This window comes from Marinobacter alkalisoli (assembly GCF_045449795.1).
Lineage (GTDB): Bacteria > Pseudomonadota > Gammaproteobacteria > Pseudomonadales > Oleiphilaceae > Marinobacter.
The window spans coordinates 196403-221334 of record NZ_JBJJLB010000016.1 but is presented as its reverse complement, the minus strand read 5'-3'; the positions used below and the strand labels follow the sequence as shown (position 1 = coordinate 221334).

The 24932-nt window shown below is 50.1% G+C and carries 18 protein-coding genes; 6 read left to right on the top strand and 12 right to left on the bottom strand.

Annotation, left to right across the window (positions count from 1 at the left end; genetic code table 11):
* Positions 1-18: 18 nt before the first annotated feature.
* A complete protein-coding gene (gene xrt, locus ACJO3M_RS05585; protein WP_407000384.1) occupies positions 19-1587 on the bottom strand; it encodes an exosortase in 1569 nt (522 codons plus the stop codon).
* Positions 1588-1598: 11 nt separating this feature from the next.
* Positions 1599-2561: a GNAT family N-acetyltransferase gene (locus ACJO3M_RS05580; RefSeq protein WP_407000383.1), complete on the bottom strand. Its 963-nt coding sequence runs from the start codon at positions 2559-2561 to the stop codon at positions 1599-1601.
* A 180-nt stretch (positions 2562-2741) separates the two neighbouring features.
* On the opposite strand from ACJO3M_RS05580, the gene ACJO3M_RS05575 reads away from it, so the two are divergent.
* The 4 genes from ACJO3M_RS05575 (at position 2742) to ACJO3M_RS05560 (ending at position 10878) form a co-directional block, all read left to right on the top strand.
* Positions 2742-7244 carry a Kelch repeat-containing protein gene (locus ACJO3M_RS05575; RefSeq protein ID WP_407000382.1) on the top strand — a complete coding sequence of 1501 codons (4503 nt, stop codon included), beginning with the start codon at positions 2742-2744 and terminating at the stop codon, positions 7242-7244.
* A 146-nt stretch (positions 7245-7390) separates the two neighbouring features.
* A complete protein-coding gene (locus ACJO3M_RS05570; protein ID WP_407000381.1) occupies positions 7391-8368 on the top strand; it encodes a glycosyltransferase family 2 protein in 978 nt (325 codons plus the stop codon).
* Between the two features lies 1 nt (position 8369).
* Entirely contained in the window at positions 8370-9890 is a 1521-nt protein-coding gene (locus tag ACJO3M_RS05565; RefSeq protein ID WP_407000380.1) for a lipopolysaccharide biosynthesis protein, read from the top strand.
* A 25-nt stretch (positions 9891-9915) separates the two neighbouring features.
* Positions 9916-10878: a glycosyltransferase gene (locus ACJO3M_RS05560; protein WP_407000379.1), complete on the top strand. Its 963-nt coding sequence runs from the start codon at positions 9916-9918 to the stop codon at positions 10876-10878.
* Here the strand turns inward: ACJO3M_RS05560 and ACJO3M_RS05555 are convergent.
* Together ACJO3M_RS05555 and ACJO3M_RS05550 are read right to left on the bottom strand one after the other, a co-directional pair.
* Complete coding sequence (locus ACJO3M_RS05555) at positions 10875-12239, bottom strand: O-antigen ligase family protein (RefSeq protein ID WP_407000378.1); 1365 nt, start codon at positions 12237-12239, stop codon at positions 10875-10877. The two genes, ACJO3M_RS05560 and ACJO3M_RS05555, sit on opposite strands and share 4 nt — an antisense overlap.
* Positions 12239-13393, bottom strand: coding sequence for a glycosyltransferase family 4 protein (locus ACJO3M_RS05550; RefSeq protein WP_407000377.1), 1155 nt, complete (start codon positions 13391-13393; stop codon positions 12239-12241). Before ACJO3M_RS05550 ends, ACJO3M_RS05555 begins: the two co-directional genes overlap by 1 nt.
* 375 nt (positions 13394-13768) lie before the next feature.
* Between ACJO3M_RS05550 and ACJO3M_RS05545 the strand changes: the two genes are divergently transcribed.
* Both ACJO3M_RS05545 and ACJO3M_RS05540 read left to right on the top strand, forming a co-directional pair.
* Entirely contained in the window at positions 13769-14815 is a 1047-nt protein-coding gene (locus tag ACJO3M_RS05545; RefSeq protein WP_407000376.1) for a hypothetical protein, read from the top strand.
* Between the two features lie 26 nt (positions 14816-14841).
* Positions 14842-16071 carry a sugar-transfer associated ATP-grasp domain-containing protein gene (locus tag ACJO3M_RS05540; protein ID WP_407000375.1) on the top strand — a complete coding sequence of 410 codons (1230 nt, stop codon included), beginning with the start codon at positions 14842-14844 and terminating at the stop codon, positions 16069-16071.
* Here ACJO3M_RS05540 and ACJO3M_RS05535 read toward each other — a convergent pair.
* Genes ACJO3M_RS05535 through ACJO3M_RS05500 form a run of 8 tightly spaced genes read right to left on the bottom strand, consistent with a single transcriptional unit; the run spans position 16006 to position 24924 of the window.
* On the bottom strand, positions 16006-16971 hold the full coding sequence (locus ACJO3M_RS05535) for a glycosyltransferase family 2 protein (protein ID WP_407000374.1): 966 nt from the start codon (positions 16969-16971) through the stop codon (positions 16006-16008). The genes ACJO3M_RS05540 and ACJO3M_RS05535 overlap by 66 nt on opposite strands.
* 1 nt (position 16972) lies before the next feature.
* On the bottom strand, positions 16973-18298 hold the full coding sequence (locus ACJO3M_RS05530) for a phenylacetate--CoA ligase family protein (RefSeq protein WP_407000373.1): 1326 nt from the start codon (positions 18296-18298) through the stop codon (positions 16973-16975).
* Positions 18295-19302, bottom strand: coding sequence for a polysaccharide deacetylase family protein (locus tag ACJO3M_RS05525; protein ID WP_407000371.1), 1008 nt, complete (start codon positions 19300-19302; stop codon positions 18295-18297). Before ACJO3M_RS05525 ends, ACJO3M_RS05530 begins: the two co-directional genes overlap by 4 nt.
* Positions 19303-19304: 2 nt before the next feature.
* Positions 19305-20192 carry a glycosyltransferase family 2 protein gene (locus ACJO3M_RS05520; RefSeq protein ID WP_407000370.1) on the bottom strand — a complete coding sequence of 296 codons (888 nt, stop codon included), beginning with the start codon at positions 20190-20192 and terminating at the stop codon, positions 19305-19307.
* Positions 20193-20194: 2 nt separating this feature from the next.
* On the bottom strand, positions 20195-21535 hold the full coding sequence (locus tag ACJO3M_RS05515) for a phenylacetate--CoA ligase family protein (RefSeq protein ID WP_407000368.1): 1341 nt from the start codon (positions 21533-21535) through the stop codon (positions 20195-20197).
* Positions 21532-22635 carry a glycosyltransferase gene (locus ACJO3M_RS05510; protein ID WP_407000367.1) on the bottom strand — a complete coding sequence of 368 codons (1104 nt, stop codon included), beginning with the start codon at positions 22633-22635 and terminating at the stop codon, positions 21532-21534. Before ACJO3M_RS05510 ends, ACJO3M_RS05515 begins: the two co-directional genes overlap by 4 nt.
* Positions 22632-23756, bottom strand: a complete 1125-nt coding sequence (locus tag ACJO3M_RS05505) for a glycosyltransferase (RefSeq protein WP_407000366.1) — start codon at positions 23754-23756, stop codon at positions 22632-22634. Before ACJO3M_RS05505 ends, ACJO3M_RS05510 begins: the two co-directional genes overlap by 4 nt.
* A 10-nt stretch (positions 23757-23766) precedes the next feature.
* Entirely contained in the window at positions 23767-24924 is a 1158-nt protein-coding gene (locus ACJO3M_RS05500; protein ID WP_407000365.1) for a glycosyltransferase family 2 protein, read from the bottom strand.
* Between the last annotated feature and the right edge of the window lie 8 nt (positions 24925-24932).

Sequence of the window (24932 nt, the reverse complement as noted above, 5' to 3'; positions counted from 1 at the left end):
GAGGAGCAAGTCCGATGTTCAGCGTCGTGACTTGCTCCCATACAACTCATCGAGATGTGCCTGCGCCTTTTCCCGGATATCCGGGAACAGTGAATTGAGTTCGCCCACGGCGTCACAGCTGTCACAGGTTAAGGCCAATACAACCAGAGACGCATCGTTGCGAGCGTTCAGGGCTCCCGTTAGTTGAGCCAGCTTCGCCTGCAATTCATTACTTTCCCAGCGCCCCTCAACGTAATACCCATAGGCCAGGTGAACTCTGGTTTCGCTTTGCCGGTATTTCAGCGTTACCCCACCCAGCGTCAGCCCCGGTCCGGCATTAACATCAAAGGTCTGTTCCGGAATCAGTTGGCTGGTGTCGTACAACCGATTCCCATAGTGCACCAGTTCTGCCCCCGGCCTCTGTACTTCATAGGTGTATATCCCGGTCAGGATCTCGATCGGGCCTGTGGTGTCTGGCACGGGCTCATCGCGGCTCATATAGACATCGACCTGGGACTGATCCGGGCGCTCCATGACAGGAACCCATCCTTGCAGCTCATTCCTGAACAGAGGCAGCCATTCTGAGCGACTGACCAGTGATGCCGGTTGAACCCTTGAGCCAGAGAGCCCGTGGGTGCCCTGCCCGTTAATCGTTGCCCAGGAAGCGAACGAGAACAGTGCCAGGGGAACAACCCCAAGCATCAGCAACCTGCCTACAGGAAAGCCGCCTCTGCCCGACGCAGGATCGGGAACACGCCTTGCGGTCCCCTCACCGCTCCTGGCTTCCCGCCTTTCCAGATAACGGGCAAACAGGAACAGCGGAACCAGTGTGCCTGCAAACACCCACCACCCGAAATGATCGTGCGCATTGATCAACGAAGATGTCATGTTGGACTCATAGCCCACATAGATAATGACAAAGACCCGAATCCAGTTTGCCAGCAATGACAGCATGACAGCCGCCACAAACAGGTTAATCCGGGCAGTCAGTGAGCGGTAATTCAATTCGCTGTGGATCGTTGCCAGTGTCAGCCCCACAAGCAGATAACGCAGACCCGAGCACCCGTGGGCAATCTCAAAGGCCCCCACACCCGGAAAGTAAACAAACACGCCTTCAACGATAAACTCAATGTCGAGCCAGGACAGCAGGAACTGGTTGACAGCAACCGTTACCAGCTGCAATGGCCAGGACAGGTAATCCCACACCGGGATGGCAAACACCAACACCCCGATAGGCAGGAAAAAAGCCATGGTCTGACGCCAGCCCCACACCAGAAGCAACGTACCAATCAGCATGGGCACCAACGCGATTTGCTGAAGCGCCTCGATCAATAGCAGGCTTCCGATCAGATAGACTGCAGCAGCGGCCAGTAAAGGCCATAACCAGTGCGGATAGAAGTCCGGCACCGGCCGGTTGGCAAGCCATTTCCGGACCGTCAGCACCAGACTGACGATCAGCACCAGAAAACCATGGGAGTAGGATTCATCAAATTTCAGCCAACGACTTCCCAGTACTTCCAGCGCCGGCCACAAGCCAACCGCCAATAACGCGACCAGCGCTATAGGAATCATCCAGTGCAACGGGGAATTCAGGGACAAACGTTCCATGTCTACAGCGCTCAGCCTTTAAGTAGATACAATCGCTTTAACAACCGGCTGCGAACCACCATTACGGATATCAGGGGGTCTGTGCGGTTCGCCAGTCGTTCCTTATAGTTCTCGTTCTTACCGCCGCCGGCCAACATATCAAACGTATGCACGGCAGGGTTGTCAAAAGCTTTCTCGACACTATAGCCAAGATGGAGCGTTCCCAGGGCGATTTTCCGGTGAAAAGACTCGTCAAAGCCGGATTGGATATTGTAGGTCACACCCTGGAACATCACGTTATACAACACGGATATCGCTTTGTGATTGCAGGTCAGCACAGATAGTTCCGGTACTCCGCCCTCTTTTTCAATCCGTGAAAGGAATTGCCCGTGGAAGAGAAGGCTGTCGTTATTGAAGCACGGGCGACCCCAGCGATGACCATGGAACTGGTTCAGCAGCGTAAAGAAGTCTCCCCGTTGCGAAGGCCAGAAGTTTTTAAGCTCAATGTGGCCTTCGGCCTGCAACAGCTTCCTCCGGTTATAGAACTTCAGTCGGGTATTCGAGCCCAATGAAGACAGATAGTCGTCAAAACCGCCCGATGTCGAAATGCTGTAAGCGTCATCACTGGCAACGGTCCGGACCAGCCAGCCCCGTTCCCGGGCAACCGCCTTCAGGGCGCGAAAATCCCCGGAGTTCACCCGCATATCGCGAAATACCGCTTCCGACCAGTGGCTCTGGTCGAGATCGTCAAACAGCGAACCCAGTGATCCGGCAGCTCCAAAACCGTTGTACTCGGTGCGGGGAGTGGAGAGCCGTCTGTAGTTGGTGCCAACAAACTGCAGGCAACGAATCGGGAGAAGTTTCCGCAAACGGTAGCGATCCAGATAAAGCCCGGATCTGCCTCTGCCGCCATCGGACAACAACTGGAAACCGGGGGTATCACCCCAGACCTCCCACCAGCTTTTCTGCCACGCCTCAGTCTGAAACAGGCTCACAAAATGATCGTCCCTGAGTCGGAAGCCCCGCAAGGCCATGTCGAAAAATCTTACAATCCCGTAATAAACCTAGATCTGAACCAACGTTATCACACTGTATTAGAAATTTAATATCTCTCGTGGCATCAAAGATGCTGCCCCCTGAACGATGGCTTCATGGATCTTCAGGAGGCGGGCGACATGATATTTTCCGGATCCCGAGGTGGTCGACTCAACCACTTTTTCGTTGTCCTTTTCTCACTCTTACTGCTTGGATTATCCAGTTCCGCATTCGCGGCACCCAGCCTGCTGATCAGCAAGGCTCCTGACCGAAGTGCAGCAATCGCCCTGAACGGTGCTGAAATCAGTGACCTTGCCTATATCTTTGTCGGTCCATCCACGGGCGTCAACCGGGTGGATTTCTATCTCAACAGCACGCCTCCTGGCACCCCCAGACTTATCGAACGTGTTGCCCCCTTCGATTTTAACGCGACAGAAGCGAACCTCACGGCAAAACCGTTCGACACAACCTCCCTACCCGACGGCCAGCACAGTATTCACGCTACCACATATTATACCAACGGCACGTCTGAGGTACTGTCCGCCACTTTTACAGTCAACAACTCAGTGCCAGTGCTGGAGTTCAGTCAGACGGCTGCGTCATTCACCGCCCAGCAAGGATCCAGCAGCACCCAATCGCTGTCCGTCAGCCTGTCATCATCAAACGACGGTAACGTCAGCTTTACCCTGTCAGACGACGCCAATTGGCTCAGCCTGTCACCAACCTCCGGCACTACTCCGGCGACCATCACCGTCACAGCGGACCCATCGGGATTGCCGGCAGGAAACCACACAGCAACCGTAGAGGCTTCCGGCACCGGTGTAAGCAAAGCTTATCTACAGGTGTCTTTCGACATTATCGAGCCCGCTGGTAGCGATTACACCCTGATGGTCAGCTCGTCGGCAGACAGGTCGTCCGCATCGCCACTCCAGAACGCCAGTGTCAGCGGCGATATCTTTGTTTTTATACCCACGTCACCCGGTATTTCGAGAGTCAATTTTTATATCGATAACCCGCAGAAGTCGGGATCTCCCAACCAGTCAGAAGGCCTGGCTCCGTACGACATGGCTGGTACAGCACCTAACGACCTGGCGTACCCCTATGACACCCTGGCTCTCGCGGACGGCTCTCATACAGTGACGGCAGTAGTCAGTTTGTCCGATGGCTCCGTTCATGAAGTCACGGACTTCTTCGACGTGGTCAACAACACCAGCCAACTGTCCTTCAGTACGGAATCACTGGCCGGGTCACGGCATGTTGATAACCCGGAACCGGTCACCAGCTCCGTCACCCTCTCCGCGAGTGACAATTCCGGCGCGCCATTCAGCCTGTCAACCGATGCTCCCTGGCTCAGCGCTTCCGGAAACTCCGGTACTACACCTGCAACCATCACGGTGACCGCTGATCCGGCTGGCCTGGCCGAAGGCACCTACACCGGTAAGGTAACCGCCTCGGCAACGGGTTACGAGAACGACGAACTGACCTACACCCTGACAATCACAGCTGGCAGCCAGGGGGTGCTGGTGTCCCCGACATCCCTCACTTTCTCAGGTGAACCCGACACCCCGATCGCCGGCAAGACCCTGGATGTGAGCCATTTCGATGGTGATGCACACGACTTCAACGTCAGCACCAACATGCCGTGGTTATCCGCCCAGCCTTCAACCGGCACCACACCTCAAGCTATCACTGTCAATGTGGACAGCAGCGGCTTGGCGTCGGGTAATTACACAGCCATCCTGACTATTACCTCCAGCGGTAGTGATCCTGTTGATGTGCCGGTCGGCTTGACCATTGCCAGTAGCGACAAGTGTGCCCCCGTTGACTGCTCGGATGTACGGGTGAACTTGCCCTATCAACTCAGTTTTACCGAGAGCCAGGGCTACTACATGGATCGGAATGGCTGGGGTACAGGCTTTACATGGTTGGACGCACCCAGTTCGGGCACCGGCTTTATCCAGGAAAACCTGGAAATGCATTTCCTGCAGGGCTATCTGGAATACAACACCACTGCTGGTATCAAGTTCGAGGGCAACAACAGCCAGGACAACGCCCTGGCGGTGGGTTTCGCTGCGCCTAACCAGATTACGCGCATCACCACCCAGATCCTCGACGTACCCCAGGGAACCGGAAAATACGAACAGGCCGGTCTATGGTTTGGTAACGATGAGGACAACTACATTAAACTGGTAATCCTCTCCGACCCCAAAGGCCCGCGTATCCACTACCTGCTGGAGGTGGGCGGCACGACTGTCACACAGAAAAATATCTCCGCCTCCGGATTGATCGGTTCAGACATTATTTTCGGGATGACGGTCAACCCATTTGACCGTACGGTGGAACTCAATTACAGCCTGAACGGGGGTTCCACCGTTCAGGTGGACACATTGCTGCCACCCGATGAATTCTTCAGCTTCGATGCCGCCGGTATAGACCCGGAAATCGGCACTCGCAGTTTTGCCGGCATATTCGCAACCCACCGGCACGCTGCGGCCTCAATGATCTATAAGTTTGATGAATTCACCCTGCAGGAAGGCGATGGCCCCCTCGCCCCGGACTCAGGCGTGGACTTCATCCGCAAAGACTACAATGTGGACTTCCCGACCTCTATGGTCTGGGGCCCGGACGGCCGACTGTATGTAACAGAACTGTTCGGCACTATCCACGCGCTAACGTTTGATGCCGATCTGAATGTCGCCGACGATCAGGTCATCGAATCGCTGGTAAATAACATCGGGCCGAGACTTACCCTGGGCATTACTGTCTCTCCGGACTCCACGGAAAACGACGTCGAACTCTGGGTCGCACACTCCAGTCCCTCGGTGGACAATGGTGAGCCGAACTCGGGTATGGTCACCAAACTCGGTGGCGCAAACTTCAGCACGGTTCAGCACGTCATTACCGGGCTGCCCCGTGCCATTGCGAATCACTCGATCAATTCCATTCATTTCGGTCCGGATGATAACCGCCTGTACATTGCCATGGGCGGCAACACCGGTGCAGGCGCGCCCAATGAATCCAACTCCGAGTTTGGTCAGATGGAGGAACAGCCCCTGAGCGCCGCCATTCTTGTCGCGGATGTCTTCGCAGCCGGGTTTGATGGTACCTGCAACAACACCAGTGACATCTTCGGACCTCCCCCTTGCGACGTTATTCCCTATGCCACGGGTCTTCGCAATAGTTATGACTTTGTCTTCCACAGCAATGGCAATATGTACGCCACCGACAATGGGCTGGGCGTAACCGGCACCTACCCACCGAGCCCGGAACCTGCGTGTTTTGGCTTTGGCGATACCGCCAGTTATCTGGACGGGGGCCACAACCCCGGCGCCCAACCGGACCTTCTGCTGCTGATCAAACAAGGTTCCTATTACGGTCATCCCAACCCCTATCGGGACGAGTGTGTCTTCAAGGACGGCTCCTATCAGGGCGTCACACCATTGCCCAACTATGAGGAGCCGATTTTCAACCTCGGTGAACACAAATCCTCGAATGCCATCATTGAATACGATGGCGGTGAGGGCTGCGTTGGCGACTACCTCAATGGTCAGTTGTTGATCACAAACTACTCCGTGGGTGATGACATCTTCCGGGTTGGCCTCAACGAAACCGGAACCGAAGCCACTGATGGCGCCCCCCTCGCGACGGGCTTTAATGATCCGCTCCCCCTGGCCCGTAACACCACAGGAGACATGTTCATTGGCCAGTTCGGCGGAGGCAAGGTCACCTCGCTGCGCCCGGTCAGCCTGGGTTGCTGGGCATCCAAAGCGCCGGCCCCCATTGCCGTACTAGACGCCACCGGCGCGGCCATAAACGGTAAGGTGTATGCCGTGGGCGGGAAGAACAGTAGTGGTCATCTCAACACCCTGTTGATCTACGATCCGGCCAGCGATACCTGGAGCCAGGGCGCCAATCTCCCGGGAGAAGGCGTTGAGAATCCCGCCGTTGCCGTACTGAATAGCAAACTGTATGTGTTTGGCGGTTCCACTGCGCCCTTCTCCGGCGCTGTTGCCAATGCCGCAGTCTATGATCCGGCCAGCAACAGCTGGACTCAGTTGGCGGATATGCCAACGCCTCGCGGTGGCCCGACTGCCCAGGCGGTTGACGGTGTCATCTATGTCATTGGCGGCATGGGTGGCAATGGCGCCTCCCTGGCCACCGTGGAAGTCTACAATCCCGGAAGCAACAGCTGGCAGACCGCTCCCTCACTGACCTATGTGCGGGACAACCCGGGCTCGGCCGTACTCAATGGCCAGATCTACGTGTTTGGCGGCAGGCACCGGAATGCGGACGGCAGCACAACCACTGGTGAAATGAAAACCGTGGAAATGTTTGACGCTGCAGCCAACGCCTGGATAGAGAAAGCCCCGATGCCTACCGGCCGGCGCGCCATGAGCGTAGGTACCATCAATGGCAAAGCCCAGGTCGTGGGCGGCGAACTCAATGGAGGCAATTCCTCCGGCGTGTTCAATCAGAATGAAGAGTATGATCCGAACACCAATCTCTGGCGCCCCCTGACCAAAGTGCCGACACCGAAGCACGGTGCAGCTGCGGCAACCGTCGACGATACGTTCTATATCATGGGTGGCGGTATTACCTCTGGCTCATCCTTCACCAGTTCGATGGAAGCCATGCGCTTCTGATCCTACTCGCACCCTCCTGTTGAAGGCTGAATCACCGGCCTTCAACAGGATACTTCCGACCCGTGATCTACGTTGCTATCTCCTGCCACATCACATACGTTATACTTTCCAAAACCAGTCGAACGACAGCAGTGGCAGGGACGCAAATGCCAAAAGCTTCAGTGATAATCCCGGCATATAATGCCGAGGACACTATCAGCGTGACGATTCAGTCAATTCTCCAGCAAAGCTTTACGGATTTTGAGCTGATCATCGTCGATGATGGCTCCACCGATGACACCACCAGGGTTGTCCATCGCTTTGACGATCCACGCATCCGTTTGTTCACCCAGGCAAACAGCGGCCGCCCCGCTGCCCCGAGAAACCGGGCTATCCGCAAATCACAGGGCGAACTGATCTTCATCTTCGATTCCGATGACGTCATGCTACCCGGCAAGATGGCCACAACAGTCGCCATGATGGAACAGGCACCGGATGCCGGCCTCGCCTTTACCGGTTTTGCCTGCATTGACGAGCAGGACAAAATCGTCAATCCGGACTTTCTTGCGCCCTACCAGACCCTTCATCAAATTCCCAAAAAGCCAGTCGGGAAACAGGCATACCTGATCGAATCCCACGCCGCACTCCGGGGCCTGGCGGCATCCAATTACCTGGGTACATCCGGCGTGGCGATACGCCGGGAGATATTTGACAGGGTGGGTTATTTCGACGAGGACGTCCGCAATTCCGATGATTTCCTGATGTGGCAGGCCGTGGCCAGCCAATACGACCTGCTGTATATACCGGAAGTGTTTCACCAATACCGCATCCGCTCGGGCAGCATATCCCTGAGAAACATTGAAGACCGCGCCCCGGGCCTGATTGCCTGCACCGAAAAAATGAAACGCTTTCATCAGGGTGATCCCGCGTCCCTCAAACTGCTGAACCAGAGAATTGGCCGGTACCATTTCGAGGCCGGCTACTCCTATTTCTCGAAGTACAAAATGAAGGAGGCCCGGCATGCCTTTATGTGCGCTCTGGGCAAGCGGATCGACAAAAAAACGCTGTTTTACCTCTCCCTGTCGATGCTTCCGGCCAGGGCCTTGAGTCAGCTCAAGCAACTCAAATCCATTACCAGTAACTGACGTGTCTACCGCCATCGCGTTACTCAAAGGCTCCGTGACGAGGGTATCGCAAACCCTCGTCAGCATCATCGTCGCGTTTGTGATGATGCCCTTCCTGATCCACGAACTGGGGGATCACTGGTACGGTATCTGGACCGTGGTCGGTAGCCTGGCAGCAGCCTATCATCTCTTCGATATGGGTATGGCCAGCGCAGTCACCCGTTACGTCAGCCAATCCTTTGGCCTGAAAGACGACCACCAGGCCAACGTTACCATCAATACGGCGCTGGTCATCTATATCGCTATCGCCTTTGTGATTGTTCTGGCCAGTATCGGGGCCAGTTTCGCAAGCAGGTTTTTTCTCGAATCGGAAGCCGACAAGGATCTGGTGCAGTTACTTGTACTCATTATCGGTGTGTCCGTTGCGCTCGAATTCCCCTTCAATGCCTTGGCCGGCGTGGCCAGCGCAAAACTGCGTTTCCATCAGGTGGCCCTCACCCGGATAGCCATGACCTTGCTGGGCGCGGTACTGAACTGGTGGTTCATTTCCAATGGTTACGGCATCGTCGCACTGGCAGTTATCACCTTCTGCACAGCCAGGATCTCCAACCTGCTCTACCTGCTGATCTGCAAATCCGCGTTTCCGGGCCTGAAATTTTCAAAAGCCCTCGCATCCCGCGCAAACAGTAAAGAACTGTTCCAGTACAGCGTCTGGTCTTTCGTCATTGCGATCGCCTACCAGCTAAGGAACAACGTAGACAACTTTGTCGTGGCAGGCTTCCTGTCCGCAGCCAGTGTGACCCATTACGCCATTGGACTGAGATTGGTGGATTACGTGGCGCAGTTCCTCAGCCAGGCCACCAACATGTTTGTTCCCATATTCACCGGCTACCACGCACGTGAAGACAAACGGGAGCTGCACAGAAAATTGCTGTTCATCACCCGGCTGAACCTCGTTGCAGCGTTGATTGCCGGCGGCGGGCTGGTGATCTTTGGTGACGCCTTTATCGCACGCTGGATGGGCCCCGACTACAGCGACGCCTACTGGGTTATGGTCATTCTGCTGGTAGGACGCCTGATTGGCTTTGCCAACCACCCGCTCAATTCCGCAATGTACGCAGCCAACAAACACAGCATTGTCGCCAAGATTGATGTAATAGAAGTCATTCTGAACCTTGGCCTCAGCCTGATACTGGTCCAGTTTTACGGGCTGATTGGCGTCGCCCTTGGCACCATGATCCCGCTACTGATACTACGCCTTTTTGTTCTGCCAACATTTGCCTGCCGTGCCATCGAATTGCCAACCAGAGACTATTATCTCTGTATGGCGCGACCGTTTATTGCCCTGCTTGTCCCGCTCTCAATCCTGTTTTACTGGATCCATGTCAGCGTGAAGCTGGATGGCTACCCGGATATCATAGGATTAGCGATGGTGATGTCGTTGGTCTGTGGAATTGCGGGTCTGAAACTGGCATTTTCAGAATCCGAGAAAGTGGAACTCCGGAAACTGGTGCCCAATCAACGACTAAAGTCATTGATATGACAGTATCAACCCCAAGGTGAGGATTATGGATAAACCGTTGGTCACAGTGATTGTACCCGCCTATAACGCATCCGACTTTATTGCGGAAACGCTGGAGAGCATCCTCAACCAGACCTATGATAACCTCCAGGTCATCGTGGTGGATGACGGATCAACCGATGATACCGCACGCATCGTTCAGTCCTACTCTCCCCGGGTAACCTATATACATCAGGCAAACAGTGGCGGATGCGCTGCCCCCCGAAACCGGGGCCTTGAGTATGCGCGGGGAGAATTCGTCACCTTCTTTGATGCGGACGACATCATGCTGCCCGACAAACTGAGCCGGCAGGTTGATGCCCTGATACGGCACCCGAATGCAGTCATGTGCATAACCAATTACTGCAACTTCACCGGCACTAAACGATCGACCGACCACATGTCCACGTGCCCGGCCATGGTCCCTTACCTCGACAGGCACAAAAGCTCCGACTTTACACTGGGCTCTGAGGAGTGCCGAAGTATCCTGATCAGTGAAAATTTCACGATTGCTTCCGCCCCCCTATTCAAAACAGACATTATCAAGAAACTTGGCGGGTTCGACCAAACACTGAAAGCCTGCGAGGATTTTCATCTGATATACCGGACAGCCATGCAAGGCGATGTTGTTGTAAACCCGAATGTAGGCTTTGAACGGAGACTGCACGACACCAACATGAGCAACGATAACGAGCGGATGTTACGAAACCTCATTGCCAGCCGGCATGACTTGAGCCTGAATGAAACCAATATCGTTCTACAACGCCATCTGAAACACCGGGTTCGCCGATACCGTCGGGACCTGCAAACCTGCCTCGTGCTGAAAAAACAGCTGAGTAAAGCATTGAAACTGTACGGAGAAACCTTCCCCCCCCAGTCGATCTCCGATCTCAACCACGATGTACGACAAGGCATCAAGATCGCCTTGCACGGTATCGCTCCCGGGAAGTTTCCGGATCGGCAACACTAATTCTGGTGGTTGATCCGCCGGGCCAGGGGAAACTTCCGTTTAACAGGCGCCAGTTCAGTAGATTTAGAGGGTGCTCCCTCTTCCTCCATCTGAGTAATCCGAGTTCGCACTGCACCGAGTAACACAACTGACAACCCGCCAAACAGGTACCACTCGTAACTTTTCAACCCGTAACTGGCCAGGCTGAATAGCAGGTTCATCAGCAGCCAGACCTGCATGGCTTGGGTACATCGGTACAGGAAATCATCCTTCGCCAACCTACCCTTGATAAGGCGAGCTGCCTCCCGAAAGTTACGGATCATCGCTGACAGATACAAAATAAACAGAATCAGACCGATCAAGCCGATTTCCTGCCAGATCTCCGCCCATAGAATGTGGGATATCTGATCCTTACCGGCAACATTCCAGTTTGCCTCCCGCGAAGTGCCAAGGCCGTGGCCGATAATGGGGCGATTCATGGCCACGCGGAAGTCTGATGACCAGCCTTCGATTCGACCGGCCGCCGACGATGACTGCCGGGCATCGTCACTGACGATCGAGAGGTAGCGATCCTTCTGAACCTCATTCAGGTTCATGAAAATGACTGCAAGACCGACGACGCCGAGGACGAGGAGGAGGAACTTGTGGGTGCTCTTGAGCCAGATGCCGAAGGCGATGATTCCCAGAGCGAGGACCCCGGAGCGAGAAAGTGTGAGGCCCATGGTATACAGAAGTACGGGTATCAGAAGAAGGTAAATGAAAAAGGTCTTTTTGCTAACTGGAGCAAAAATGTAATGGATAAATGGAATTACCGTAGCAATAACGAACGCTAGTCCGTTGGGATTGATTGTATCCACTGGCGCCCCCGCCAAGCGTCCAGCAAAATCGGTTCCTCCCAAGTGAGTAGCCGACCCAAGATAACCGGTGGTAATGTTAAGAACAAGCGGTTCCAGAATGCGAATCAGGTTACAAATAACGAATACGGCAATGACAGATTTCAGCCGCTTGTCATTAACAATAAGATTAACGGTAAAGAAATAGAAAATGGCGCCTTTAATAAAAGCAACCATCCCATTATTTATAACCGAACCCGGCCATTCCACTAACGGTAGTGTGATAACCGAATAGACAAAAATCGCCAGCAGGTACTTTGACGCCGAGTCAAGCCTTGATCCTTTCGTGGACTTTGAACTGAAAATAAAGAACGAAATGGCTGCTACCAACAGGAAATCAAATCGTATAACCCCCAGAACAGGTAAACGAGCAGGCAAACGAAGAAAAAAACTCACCAGATACAAAAGATACAATAGAAAGGCCGCATGGGTTTCCTTCTCTACCACTCTCTGATTCGCACCAAGTGTATGGCCCAGGCTATGAAACATTATCCAAGCACCCTTTCATACAATGCATGGATTTCCTTTGCAGATTTCCTGATATCAAATCGATCCACAGCAATAGGAGCAAAGTCTTCAAACGGTTGTCGGCCGATTTCCAGACATTCAAGAATTCCCTTGGCCAGACTATTCGCATCTCCGGCCTTCACCTGAATAGCAGGAGTTCCTGCTAACACCTCTCTAAGTCCAATACAGTCGCTTCCCACAAAAGGAACTCCAGCACACAGGGCTTCCATTGGTTGGAGTGGGCATGCCTCCCAAAGCGATGGCATGGCGATGAGGTCACAGCCTTTCATGGCTCCCGAAACATCCTCCAAGAAAGGAGCAAAAACAAAGTTTGCCTCTAAACCCTTACCCTCAATACTACGTTTTTCTTCTCTAAAAAACTCCCCCGACCCGAAACAGACAACTTTAATATTGCTCTCAACATCTCTATTTATAATTATATCCACTGCTTCAACCAAATACCTAAACCCCTTTTGACTCATAAATCGACCAAAGAATCCAACCACTTTATTTGATTTATCTATTCCAAAATCCTCACATATAGATATCGGACTAGAGTTGCAAAATTTTTCGGGCTCGATGCCATTACGTATCACAACTGACTTTTCGCAGATGCCAGGAAACCAATTTATCAGGTTATCCGCCGCATCTTTTGAAACAGAATGGACAATTTTGCTACGACCTAATGACAACTTTAGAGCAATCATCTTAAAAAAACCGAGACTACCAGAAAATTGAGAGTCATTGATAACGTCGTGACTTGTAACTATATAGGGAGCACTGCTAAAAATTAGACCCAAAAGGCAATAAAATGAAGAACTGAAACCGTGGGCGTGAACTATATCAATTTCATCTTCTTTAACTATACGCGCTATACTCTTAACAAAATTCAACCCAAGCATTTTGTCGTTGGGTATCGAATACCAACAATCAACTTCATTATCTAACGATTCCCTCAGAGAAGTTAAACCATCACACTCTGTCGCAATTATTGAAAATCTACACCTATCACTTCTTACACTCCGGAGAAAGTATTTAACGAATGTCCTAATTCCTCCAGCTGGCCATCTTATTACCAATAAAATATGGATCGAGCCAGTCTCATCACATTTCGTCTTTCTAATATTTGCGCGCATTAAAATCCCTTTCAACTATCAAATTAACTTAGACTAATTAACGTAACTCTTCCAACTAAATTTATCACAGAGTATAAACAGATAGCTTTCCACCAACACCGACTGCCTACCCATCCACCTACCTACGACCTAAGAATAAATTGCTATTTAATCAAGATATTAATAGCTCAAAACACTGAAAAATCAACTTAAATATAAAAATTTCCACAAAACAATGTTTTTAACGATAAAAGTTATAACAAATGACGCATCTCTATCAAAATCATATTAAAGAGTTACCGACTATCTTTTCTGTAACTAGCCTAGGGGCGAATCATGGACTAGAATTTGTTATAGTAGTCAGTAGTCACTCCTTGATCTAGGGCTGGATTATAGATGAATAACCAACTCCGAAACATCATATTAAAGCGTATCATAACCATACCTTTCCTCCTCGGTTCATCTCTAACCGTCCTTGCAGATCCTTCTATTTCTGAGTTTGAAGGCACGCTTCAACATGGTCAGGTTGTGAAAATCTCAGGTCAAGATTTTGGCACACCTTCCAGCACTGATTTAAGATTATGGGATACGATTGATAACCAATCAGCCTATAACACATTAGCTAGAGGTACAGCGGTGCCAACAGATACCGGCCCTTGGGAAGATAATGGAAATACGTGGTCAAACCTAATTGTAATTGGAGAAGAGCCGCGCTCCAGCTTACCTCAATCCTCAAAAGTTTATCAAGGTACAGGAAAGGCGTTTTTGGGATGGCCAAAAGCTTTCAATAATAATCGCAATAATACCCTATATCTAACGTGGTACCTAAAGCCAATGAAGGATCCAGATGAGTTTGGTGGATCGAATAAATTTACCAGAATATGGGATGCTCCTGATGGAAGCGGGACCCGTCTCGCGTGGAACCAAATATTGATTGGCGGTGAGTCAATACCTAACTCTAGTTGGGCTAATTGGGGTGGCAATATTGCTTCCTGGAATCGTATGGAAATGTTGATAGATGGAAGACGAGGTCTCGTCAAAGCGTGGACAAACGGAAGGCAAATTCATAATATAACATCATTCAGCAAGGCTAATGTTGAAGAAGGTCTAACTCCTGCGCAATTGGGTTTCGACGCAAATTACGCAGACCGATATGAAACACTTCGGTTCTACATTGATGATATTTATGCTTCAGACACACCAGCCAGGGTCGAGCTCTCAAGCAGCTCAACATGGGATGGGACAGCAGGGAAAAGGGAAGTTCAGCCTATCCGCTCCTGGTCAGGATCCGGCATATCTTTTGAGATAAATCTTGGGGCTTTAGATCCTGACGGTCCACTTTACTTATACGTTATTGATGAGGACGAAAGGGTTAATTCACAAGGTTTTGAAGTAGCGGCTTGTCCAAAATGCCCAGAACCTACTGTACTCGAAATAGAATGAATTATTGAAGAAAACAAGGATGTTAGATGAAAAATATTGCCTCATTGAATGGAAGAGATATTGTTGAAAAGATATACATTTTTACAAACCTATTTTTAGTACGATTATGGAAGGAAATCGCACCTATACTTAGAAGGTTCCAACGATTTATAGCACTTCCATACGTTTATATATTCTGGACAGATTGGAAGTCTTGCACAAGGAGTCCACTTCTTGTAGCTATCGACTTTCTATATATATTTTTCGTTCTAAGATCTTTTCCGGATAACTACACACCCTGCAAGCTATGGGAAAAGCCCAAAGACGAATGGCATTATTATTATGGCTCAAATTATAACCCCTATCAGAGGAAAGCACTTAGAAAGGATGTTCAAATAAAGGAGTATGAAATCGTCTACGAGGACAAACGAATTTGTGAAGATGTATGTAGGGCTCACGGAATACCACTTCCCTCTTATTATGGAATAATCGATATCGGATCTGATGTAGTTGAATTCTTGCAGTCGTGCAATTTGAATAGTGACATTAAAAAACGATTTATAGTTAAACCGATGAATGGTAAAGGCGGCCACTCCATATTAATATTTGAATCTAATAATGGATATATTTACAAATATTACGATGGAAAGTTCACAACATGCGATAAGCTAGTAGCAGATCAAGCATACATAGTGCAAGAATTCGTAATTCAGGATGAACATCTATCAAACATTTCCCCCTCAACAAATACAGTCAGAATTGTTACAGGCTTAGAACGTAGCAATAACGTACTAATTATTGGTGCGTATATGAGATTTGGAAGTGGAGCTACGCTAATTGATAATTTGAGTGCTGGCGGATTAGCAGTAGCAATTGATCTTGTAACAGGTAGGCTTTCCAAAATTGGAGTCGACCGCAATGGTACAGAATATCTGAAACACCCTTCCTCTAACCACGTATTTGAAAGAACCGAAGTCCCACAATGGGTCGAAGTTTGCCAACTGGCGAAAAATATACAATCTTCTATTTCCTATCACAAACTCTTGGGCATGGATATAGCGATAACAAAATCCGGCCCTGTTTTGATCGAGATAAACTCAATTTACGACAATATAGACTTAGAACAAGTTTGTGGCCCAATATTGAAAGACAAATCTGTTTATGAGTTTTATAAAAGCCACAATTTGTTAATTAGTAAACCACAAAAAAACCTAGTATCTTTTTCTACGCTGAAAAGCCATTCCGCTAAAGCTGAAAATCAGCCCGAGAGCTCTTGAAGAGAAGTATGCAATAGATAGAATGTAAACAATGGCTGACTGCAATGAGAAGTAGCTCACCGAGCTTTCTCGCATCTTTCTATAATGAAACAATGTTGGACCAATCAATATACCTAAAACTGAAAGCCACGCCACAATTTCAATTTTAAATATCAAACCAAAAAACAGCGACAAAGTGGAAACCAAGAATAATAAAGAAAACAAAAATACTAGATCATTTAGCCCATTATTAGAGTATATAAATGAAGATGCTAACCAAAACTGCCTCGCACAGAATTGTTTAAAAGTTTTAGGGTATCCCAAATGAATTACATCCAGTCTTTCATCGTACTCTATTCTTGTTCCATATTGACGAATTCTATGAGAAAAATCAGAATCCTCACCTGCATTGAGTGCCACATTGAACCCGCCGACCTCGTCAAATAGCTTTTTTGGGAAGATCATGCTAGCTCCATTTAGGTTCTTCATATCATTATGCTTTCGTACCCTTTTGAAGAACCAATATTTTTCTAGCCTGGACGGCTCGTCACTCATCAATGCATCACCGCCAACCACACGAAGTTCTCCTGGCATAGATAAAACCTTGGTGACAGCCGTTTCGACCCAGTCTGCCGGAGCCACACAGTCTGCATCAATAAACGCAAGGATTTCGCCGGTGGAGTTCTCAACCGCGTAATTCCTAACTGCGCCAATACCCACACCATTATAGTCATGAACTGCAACTGGATATTTACAAGCTATACCTTTTGTATCATCACTAGACCGATTATTAACCACTATTATTTCATATCTATCTTCCGGATAGCTTTGAGCGAGAAGCGATTCTATACATTTACTTATGTGCTTTTCCTCATTATGGGCTGGAACCAAGATAGAAACAGACGGTAATCTTCCTGTCATTTCATACTTCCCTCTTAACGACTCTAAGCTTACCAGATGGTTCCCTATCTATTTTATCAACCTTTTGGACCTCCACTAATAAGGCTCTATCAAAATCGCGACTTAGCCTTTTCTTTATATATTTAGAAATATAGTCAAAATTTTCGTTAGCTATGACTTTAACAGTAAGGTTTAATTCTTTATTCTGCAGAAACTGGACTCCATCAACCACTAAACCTTTCTTCTTTAAATCTTCTATAATATAAAGAAAGAACTCACCGTGGAACTTCTCCCCTTTGATGTTTATCAAACTGTCGTATTGACGACCATATACCCTTTTAATAACTGTTAGCGATCTGCCGCACTTACAGCTTTCACTTGTCAGTTCTCCCCAGTCTTTGATTCGATATCGTATCAGTGGCATTGAGAAGTTTGTCAGATCAGTAACAACAATTTCACCGGGTGTATCCGGAGGACAAGGCTTTCCGCTACGATCTACAACTTCCAACAAAACATTTTCGCAGTTAATATGAAACCCAAACTCTTCGCATTCATGGGCAATTGTACCAATCTCACCACATCCATATTCATTATATACAGGAGCCTTAAAAATATCTGATATATATTTTCTATCAACGCTTGTTAACACTTCGGACGTAGTAATTATAGCCTTAAGAGAAAACTTGACATCTAAATCATTTTCATCAATATATTGCGCAAACTCCTTTATGATTGACATATACCCGTAAAAATAATCAGGACCTATTTTCTCAATTTTACGCAAATAATTATTAAAAACTTTATCACTATACTCAAATGCTGAGACTCTATATCTGTTACATACAAAATCAATTAGCTTTGACTTAAACTTTTCTTTGTAATTATTTGGCACCCCCCAAAATCTTACTTGCTTATCGCCTACCTCAACTCCCGCCCAAGAGTAGCCCCTCCATGTTGCAGCAAGCTCACGGGCAAATCCTTTAGAGTCTTTCAATACTGTTACAGGCGCTCCAGTTGATCCACCAGACGTCTTTGCTCGTTGCCCTCTGACTTTCTTGAAGGTCAATCTATCAGAAAATTTTCTTACGTCATTTTTTTCTATTACTTTAATTCCAGATATTTCGTTAATACTTTCTAGTTTTCCAATTGGAAGATAGCTATAGAACGAAACGTTTTTTCTTGCATGATTAATTAGCTTGTTAAGGCTTTCAAGTTGAAACTTCTCTAGTGCTTCCACTTCATAATATTGGGAATTTAAAAAACCTGAGTACACTGAATTAAACCGCTCTCCTCTAACAAGAACCGTGAACTGATAAATAATTCTAAAAATACGCTTACGAATACTCACGCTCGATTCTCGCTCTTTCCAAATTGGCCTCTAACTATCAAACCTAAATAGCTGATACCAAAAATCGTTTTTTCAAATTCTTCTGCACTATTGTTTGCTGGATACCGGCCTATCTCTAAAGGATCCTTAATCGGTGAAATGCTAGAAAACGCTGTTACTCCATATGTATACCCACACTTAACAAGCCATCTTTTTATATCTTCGTTGAAATCCGACAACTGGCCATTTGGATAACAAAATATCTTTACATCTTCACCAAGATTTTTCTCTAGAATAGCTTTGGAGTTACTTAGCTCAGCATTAACCCCGCCCTGATCTAGCTTAGTTAAAATTGGGTGTGACACTGAGTGGCTTTCAACATTCAAACCGTCAGATTGCAACTCTTTTATTTTATCCCATGTAATTGACTTGTACTCATTGGGCAAATTATTTGGTCTTTTAACATCGAAAATTCTGTACATTCTTTTTATGAAATCAAGCTTTTCCGAATTGCTTATAGAAAGACAATAATCAGAAATAACTTGCCAAGCTTTGTGTTTTTCAGCTTGGACATTGATCTCCTCGTGCATCCCATCTATTTTTATATTCTTAACTTTTGTTTTATTTACAATATATCGGATTTCGTCAGGCCAGAGCCATAAATCACCATTAACAAAGCCGGTCGTAACAAAAAGCGTGGCTGGAACACCAGCCCTCTTTAGGATAGGAAAAGCCAACTCAGCAAAATCAGCGTACCCATCATCAAAAGTTACACAAACCGCATGTTTCGGCACTCTTCCCTCTTCATGGGCTGTCATCAACTCCCTTAACGTAAGGGGGTTGAAGTGCTTTTTAATAATTTCCACCTGTCGTTTGAATTGCTCTACTGGGATGCCCTCACCCTCCGGGTCTTCAGTAATCCGGTGATACATAAGAATTTTAGGGTGGTTCCTGGATAAGAAACGTGCAACTTTTAACCCTCCCAATGGTCGTGTTGCGCGATAGATCAGTTGGTTGAGTGTCATGGTTACACCTTTCTCAACATCAATTTGGCTAAAGACCGCCAGGCAGGCCAATAAAGAAAATCCCGGCTCAAGCCGGTCAGGATATCCCGGAAAGGCTCAAAGAATTTCCTTTCTGCACTGGCAATAGCCATGCCCCTACTCACATACATATCCGCCCAGGCTCGGGCTGCCAGCTGTCTTGAAATCTCCTGGGGATGGCTTGCCAGAAATTTCTGTAGTATGAGAAATGCGTTGTCGTACCGGCCCCGGTAATTTTTCGACATCTGGCCTGGCCAGATCCGGTAGATATAGGTTTTGTCCGGCGCATACTGAAACCGCCAATCTACCGAATAGCGCAGCCATAGGTCCCAATCAATCCCCATAGGCAAGTTCTCGTCAAATGCTCCATTTCGTTCAAGGCATGCCCGGCGGATGACCGCCGTACCAAACGGGATGAAATTCTTGATGATGAGTTCGTTGGTGATTTTCCCGCTGTGACGCTTGTAGGGCTGGGGTTTGTCCAGACCCTGTCCGTTCTGGTCAATATAGGAAACTTCGCTGTACACAACGCCCACTGAAGGGTCTTCAAATAACGGCATCTGTATCGTCAGTTTATCGTGGCTCCACACGTCGTCCGCATCGCAAAAGGCAATAAACTCACCCCGAGCCTCTTTTAATCCGCGGTTCTTTGCCCTGGGCTGCCCTCCGTTGTCAGTCGGTACGTAACGAACCCTGGCCTCCCCACGGAACTGCTCCATGCGTTCTGATGTGTCATCTGTTGAACCATCGTCCACAACGATGACCTCGATGTTCTTCCAGCGTTGTGCCAGTACAGACACAATCGCCTCCGGCAGGTACTGCCCCATGTTGTAGGTCGCTATCACTACGCTGACCAGAGGTTGGCTATCCATCGCTACACCATGCATATCGAAAACCGATACTTGCCGGAGCTTTCCTGGGGAATAGCCGCAACATCCTTGATGGTTAACGCTACCCGTTCATCGAACACTTCTCTCATTGCGTTTATCAGTCCCTCGTCCGTTTCATTGTCAAATTCCCTGCCCTTCACACGGTTGATGATCACATGATCGAGGGCGTCCTGAACCAGCTGCATTTGTTCCACTCCGGGAACTTTGGTCAGGGTTCTCTCCACCAATGAGATCCCAGCCACCTGCCCGCCATCCGGCAGCTTGAGGAAGTCCGCCACACGTCCTTCCAGGCGCTCCAGTATCGGAAACCCACGGCCGCAGCCGCATGGCTCTTCAGAATATACGCCCACGTCTTCAACGCGGTAACGAATCAGCGGCATACCCCGGTTATTCAGGTCTGTCACCACAATTTTGCCCGGCTCTCCGGGAGCAACGGGCTGGTTATTGCCATCCAGGAACTCCACATAAACGTGGGGCATGTTCAGGTGCATTCCCTGGTGTTGTTCGCACTGGCACGCAATCAGCCCCACTTCCTCACATCCGTACCGATTGGTTACCGGGCATGAGAACGCCTGCTCGATAACCGACCTATCACTTTGCAGCAGCATCATGGATGTTGCGACGATGCCTTTGGGTTGCAGGTCACGTATATCCTGCTCTAAAAGGTATTTCGCAAAGATGAAGATCGAGTGGGCATGCCCAAAGACCAGGCCGGGCTTTTCTTTTCGCCACCGCTCAACAAACTCCGCCATTGACTGGTCATTGAGGTTCATCGTGTCGAGGTAGATGGTTCGGTCCAGCAGGTGATGGCGGAGTTTCTGCTTTATGGTGCGCGGCACCGGTGGGTTTCCCCACACCGATGCCTTCTTCACGCCCAGATCCCACCCGGCCCAACGATCCGCCAGCCACTGAGCAGCGTTGCGTCGTTCCTGACAGGATTCATCAAAGTACAGTTTGAGAGAAACCCCTGTAGACCCTCCGGTTTTGGCGCACACCAAGTCTTTCCTATCGAATTCATCGCTGATGAAGTCATCCAGATGGTTACGAAGGTCCTGCTTGGTCGTCACCGGCAACCTGCGGAACTGCTCTGCGGAAATGATGTCCGTTGCGCCCAGGCCCAGAGTATTGAACAGCGCTCGATAGTACGGGCTGTGGGTTGCCGCGTAGCGGACGGTTTCCATAACCCGCTCCCATTGCAGTTCCCTGACTTTTTCCTGCGGCCACCATTGTTGTGCTTCCAGTTGCCTCCATTCCGGCAGGCGTTTGCTTCCGTCTTTTTTATCCCAGAGCGGGTAGAACAGATGCCTGGATAAAGCTTCCATCATGCTTGTGCCATCCCTGGTTCGATCTCACGGTACAGCGCTATATGCTGCGACAGCATGGTGTCCAGTGAGTAACGGGTCGTGATTTGAGCGACGCTGGCCACCCCCATCGCCCTGCGTTTGTCCGGGTCCATGATCAGTTCAATTAATCGGCGGGCCAGCGCTTCGGTATCGCCAACGGGAACAAGGAAACCATTCACCCCTTCCTCAATGATCTCCGGGTTGCCTCCGGTCCGTGTACAGATAACGGGTTTGCCACATCGCATGTATTCGATGATGGCGTTGGAGAAGCCTTCAGTTTCGGAGCAAAGAACCGCAATATCAAAACCCTGTATGTGCTCTTCGGGATTTGGTTGGCTGCCGAGTAAATGAACCCTGCTTTCCAGTCCCAACTGATTGATCCGGTGAAGGTAGGGTTCCGGATCCCCGCCGCCAACGATGCGGAGCTCGACTTGATGGCCTTCTTTATGAAGCAGGCCGACGGCTTCAATCAGATCTTCAATGCGCTTGATCGGGCGGAGGTTCGCCACTATGCCGATGACAACGGTTGAGTCATCCGGAGAATCATCGATTTCCTTGTTAACGGAAACAGGTTGATCCGGGTAACCGTTGTAGATCACGTGAAGTTTGTCTGTCGGAACACTTTCCAGGCGGCTTGTGACCTCGGCCACTGCCTGGCTGTTACAAACCACGCCGTTTACACAGCGGCCAGTGAGGCTGAGTATCCTCAGATACAAATCGCTGTACCAGAAGCCCATATCCCGTCTGGAGATGAGGGTCTTGAGCCCTGCCGCTCTCATCATGGGAGGACAGATTACTGAAGCATCATTGAAAAACACGTGAACAACCGTGAAGCCTTCTGTCCGAAGCTTTCTGGCGTAACGGTAAACCCGCAACCAGCTTACAGGACTGGACAGGCTGTTGACCCGAAGGTCCTCCACAGGCACTGGAAATTCGCCACTTCGGGTGTAATCCGTTCCCCGAAAAACTGCAAATCGAATATCCCAGTGCCTGGCCAATAGCCCCTCTACCAGTTTCAGAACCTGGCTCTCGGTGCCCGCAAAAGGATTTTCATATCGATCCATGATAATACTGAGTTTCATGCCAGTGCCCGCTGATAGACGTCAAGATACCGCTCCACCATGGATCGCCCGGAGTAATCCCTCTCCACGCGTTGCTCCGACCACCTTGTACACTCTGACCTTGTATCGGCGTCGGCGAACGTCGCCGCTATTGCATTCGCCAAGCTCTCAGGGCTTTCATACTGAATCAGCCGGCCGCCCAGTCCCTGCCCCAGCACATTGCCAATTTCCCCAACGTTGCAGGCAACGATGGGGAGTCCAAGGGTCATGGCTTCCAACAAGGTAATCGGCAGCCCTTCTGTCAGTGACGGCATGCAAAGCACGTCTGCCCGTTTCATCATGGCCGGAACTTCTGTCAGGTAGCCGGGCAGCAATGCGTCACCAAGCAAGTCGTGGGAATGCAGCTGTTCTTCCAGCTCCGTGCGCTGTTTCCCTTCACCGATAATGACCAGCCCGGTGGACGGATACCGCTTTTTCAGTTCTGCAAAAGCGGCGACAAGACGATCAAACCCCTTCTCTTTGGATAGCCGGCCGACACCAAGAACGATGTACTCGAACCGCCTAAGAAATGTTTCAAGATCTGCGGGCAGTTCGGTTGCGGCGCGCTCGCATAGCGACGCAGTGCTGAGACCGTTCACCACAACAACGACACTCGGTGATCGTGCGAGCCTTGAGGGAATCTCATTGCGCATGGAATCCGACACCAGTACGACCTGTCTCATTCGGCCAAGCACCAGCCGGTCCAATGACTCGTACAGCCAGGCCTTGGTATATCGAGGCGCCTTCACATAGCCGTGGAGGGTAGTCACCAGTGGAATCTTCCGAATACGTTCCGGCCACAGCCCCATCAGCACATTGAACTTGTAGCCGTGGGAGTGGAGTAACTGAACCCCCTCTGCCCTGGCCCATCGGATGATGTCCCTCGCTCCTTTCAGATTAAACCCGGGGCTCATCCGCCATGGGATAACCGGCAGGCCCTGCCGCCGGGCCTCGGTTTCCAGGGCCTTATCTCCGGCCCCCGGTTCCCCGGCGCTAAGAATCATTGGTGATAGCCCCTTTGCCATCTGCTCATTAACTAGCGTCAGCAACATGTTTTCTGCCCCATAGAGGCCACCGCTATCAATCAGGTGAAGCACTTTCATGAATCAGTCCTCACCCCTTCCTCGGATTCCAGACCACCTTCTTCTCCCCTTTTATGAAAGCGAGCGTAGCCTTGAAAGACGCGACGTTCAGGAGCAAGAAGTAGTATGGAGCGGAATACAGAAATGACAGGTTTTGCCCCGGAGTCTCGTTTCTACGACCGACCCAACCCAATCCGTACAAGGCGATCAGCCCGAACAGGCAGACGGAATAGAATCCGCCCCTGGGGGCGAGCGCCAGGGTTGTGATCGTGAACATCGCCAGGGGAATAAAAGCCAGGTAGCGCAGTAGTTTGTGGGACACCATCTGCAGCGCAAACAGCCCAAATCGGAGCGGATTCATCAGGTGCGCCATGTCCTTCAGGGCCCACAGGGCACGCAGCCCGACACGAACCCGCATGCTGAATTCACTGTCGCTGTCGTCGTTGGTGTTTTCCTTAAGCAACGCGCGCGGCTCATACACCACACGATACCCCTGTTCCACGACTTTCAGGGGCTGAACAAAGTCCGGCAACTGGTCCGCTTGCAAAGGTTGGTGCAAGGATTTACGCATGGCGTCGATGCCGCCATCCACACCGACTATGGACCCCAGCTGGGTCTCATACTCACGAAGCCGGTTCTCATACTTCATATAGGCGCTGCAACCATCACCAACGAGTGAGCCATCCTGATTGGCGTAGACCATTTTCCCGGTGACATAACCCACGTCCGGGTCGGCAAAGTTGCTGACCAGGTAGTTGATGGCGTTGATATCCCAGTGGGAGTTCGCATCGGCAAAGAGGATGATGTCTCCCGTTGCCCGGGGAATCAGCAGGTTCAGGCCGGACGTCTTGCCCTGGCGAGGCTCCTGGCGCACCAGATGTACCGGGCACCGGGCTTCACCAGCCATTGTGGTAACGATGTCGTCGGTACCGTCATCGGAACCGTCGGACACCACCAGGATTTCCAGCAATTCAGATGGGTAGTGCTGCGCCAGCTTATTCTCGAGCGTTGCGCGGATGTCAGCCGCTTCGTTAAAAGCTGCGATCACAATCGAGACCGACGGCCGATAACCGTCCTCCCGATTCACTGGTATCGGGCGAAAGGCTGCCAGCATCCTCGCCAGTAACGGATAGCCGGCGTAGATATACATCAGCAGTAGCAGTGACAGCCAGAACAGCAGTTTCAGCATTGTCATTC

What these genes read in the sequence shown, in the direction of transcription:
- ACJO3M_RS05570 (WP_407000381.1), top strand. Translation starts at nt 7,391, where the DNA reads ATGCCAAAAGCTTCAGTGATAATCCCGGCATATAATGCCGAGGACACT.
- ACJO3M_RS05550 (WP_407000377.1), bottom strand. Translation starts at nt 13,393, where the DNA reads ATGCGCGCAAATATTAGAAAGACGAAATGTGATGAGACTGGCTCGATC.
- ACJO3M_RS05505 (WP_407000366.1), bottom strand. Translation starts at nt 23,756, where the DNA reads ATGAAAGTGCTTCACCTGATTGATAGCGGTGGCCTCTATGGGGCAGAA.
- ACJO3M_RS05535 (WP_407000374.1), bottom strand. Translation starts at nt 16,971, where the DNA reads ATGACAGGAAGATTACCGTCTGTTTCTATCTTGGTTCCAGCCCATAAT.
- ACJO3M_RS05500 (WP_407000365.1), bottom strand. Translation starts at nt 24,924, where the DNA reads ATGCTGAAACTGCTGTTCTGGCTGTCACTGCTACTGCTGATGTATATC.
- ACJO3M_RS05510 (WP_407000367.1), bottom strand. Translation starts at nt 22,635, where the DNA reads ATGAAACTCAGTATTATCATGGATCGATATGAAAATCCTTTTGCGGGC.
- ACJO3M_RS05540 (WP_407000375.1), top strand. Translation starts at nt 14,842, where the DNA reads ATGAAAAATATTGCCTCATTGAATGGAAGAGATATTGTTGAAAAGATA.
- ACJO3M_RS05575 (WP_407000382.1), top strand. Translation starts at nt 2,742, where the DNA reads ATGATATTTTCCGGATCCCGAGGTGGTCGACTCAACCACTTTTTCGTT.
- ACJO3M_RS05555 (WP_407000378.1), bottom strand. Translation starts at nt 12,239, where the DNA reads ATGTTTCATAGCCTGGGCCATACACTTGGTGCGAATCAGAGAGTGGTA.
- ACJO3M_RS05545 (WP_407000376.1), top strand. Translation starts at nt 13,769, where the DNA reads ATGAATAACCAACTCCGAAACATCATATTAAAGCGTATCATAACCATA.
- ACJO3M_RS05560 (WP_407000379.1), top strand. Translation starts at nt 9,916, where the DNA reads ATGGATAAACCGTTGGTCACAGTGATTGTACCCGCCTATAACGCATCC.
- ACJO3M_RS05520 (WP_407000370.1), bottom strand. Translation starts at nt 20,192, where the DNA reads ATGGATAGCCAACCTCTGGTCAGCGTAGTGATAGCGACCTACAACATG.
- xrt (WP_407000384.1), bottom strand. Translation starts at nt 1,587, where the DNA reads ATGGAACGTTTGTCCCTGAATTCCCCGTTGCACTGGATGATTCCTATA.
- ACJO3M_RS05515 (WP_407000368.1), bottom strand. Translation starts at nt 21,535, where the DNA reads ATGATGGAAGCTTTATCCAGGCATCTGTTCTACCCGCTCTGGGATAAA.
- ACJO3M_RS05525 (WP_407000371.1), bottom strand. Translation starts at nt 19,302, where the DNA reads ATGACACTCAACCAACTGATCTATCGCGCAACACGACCATTGGGAGGG.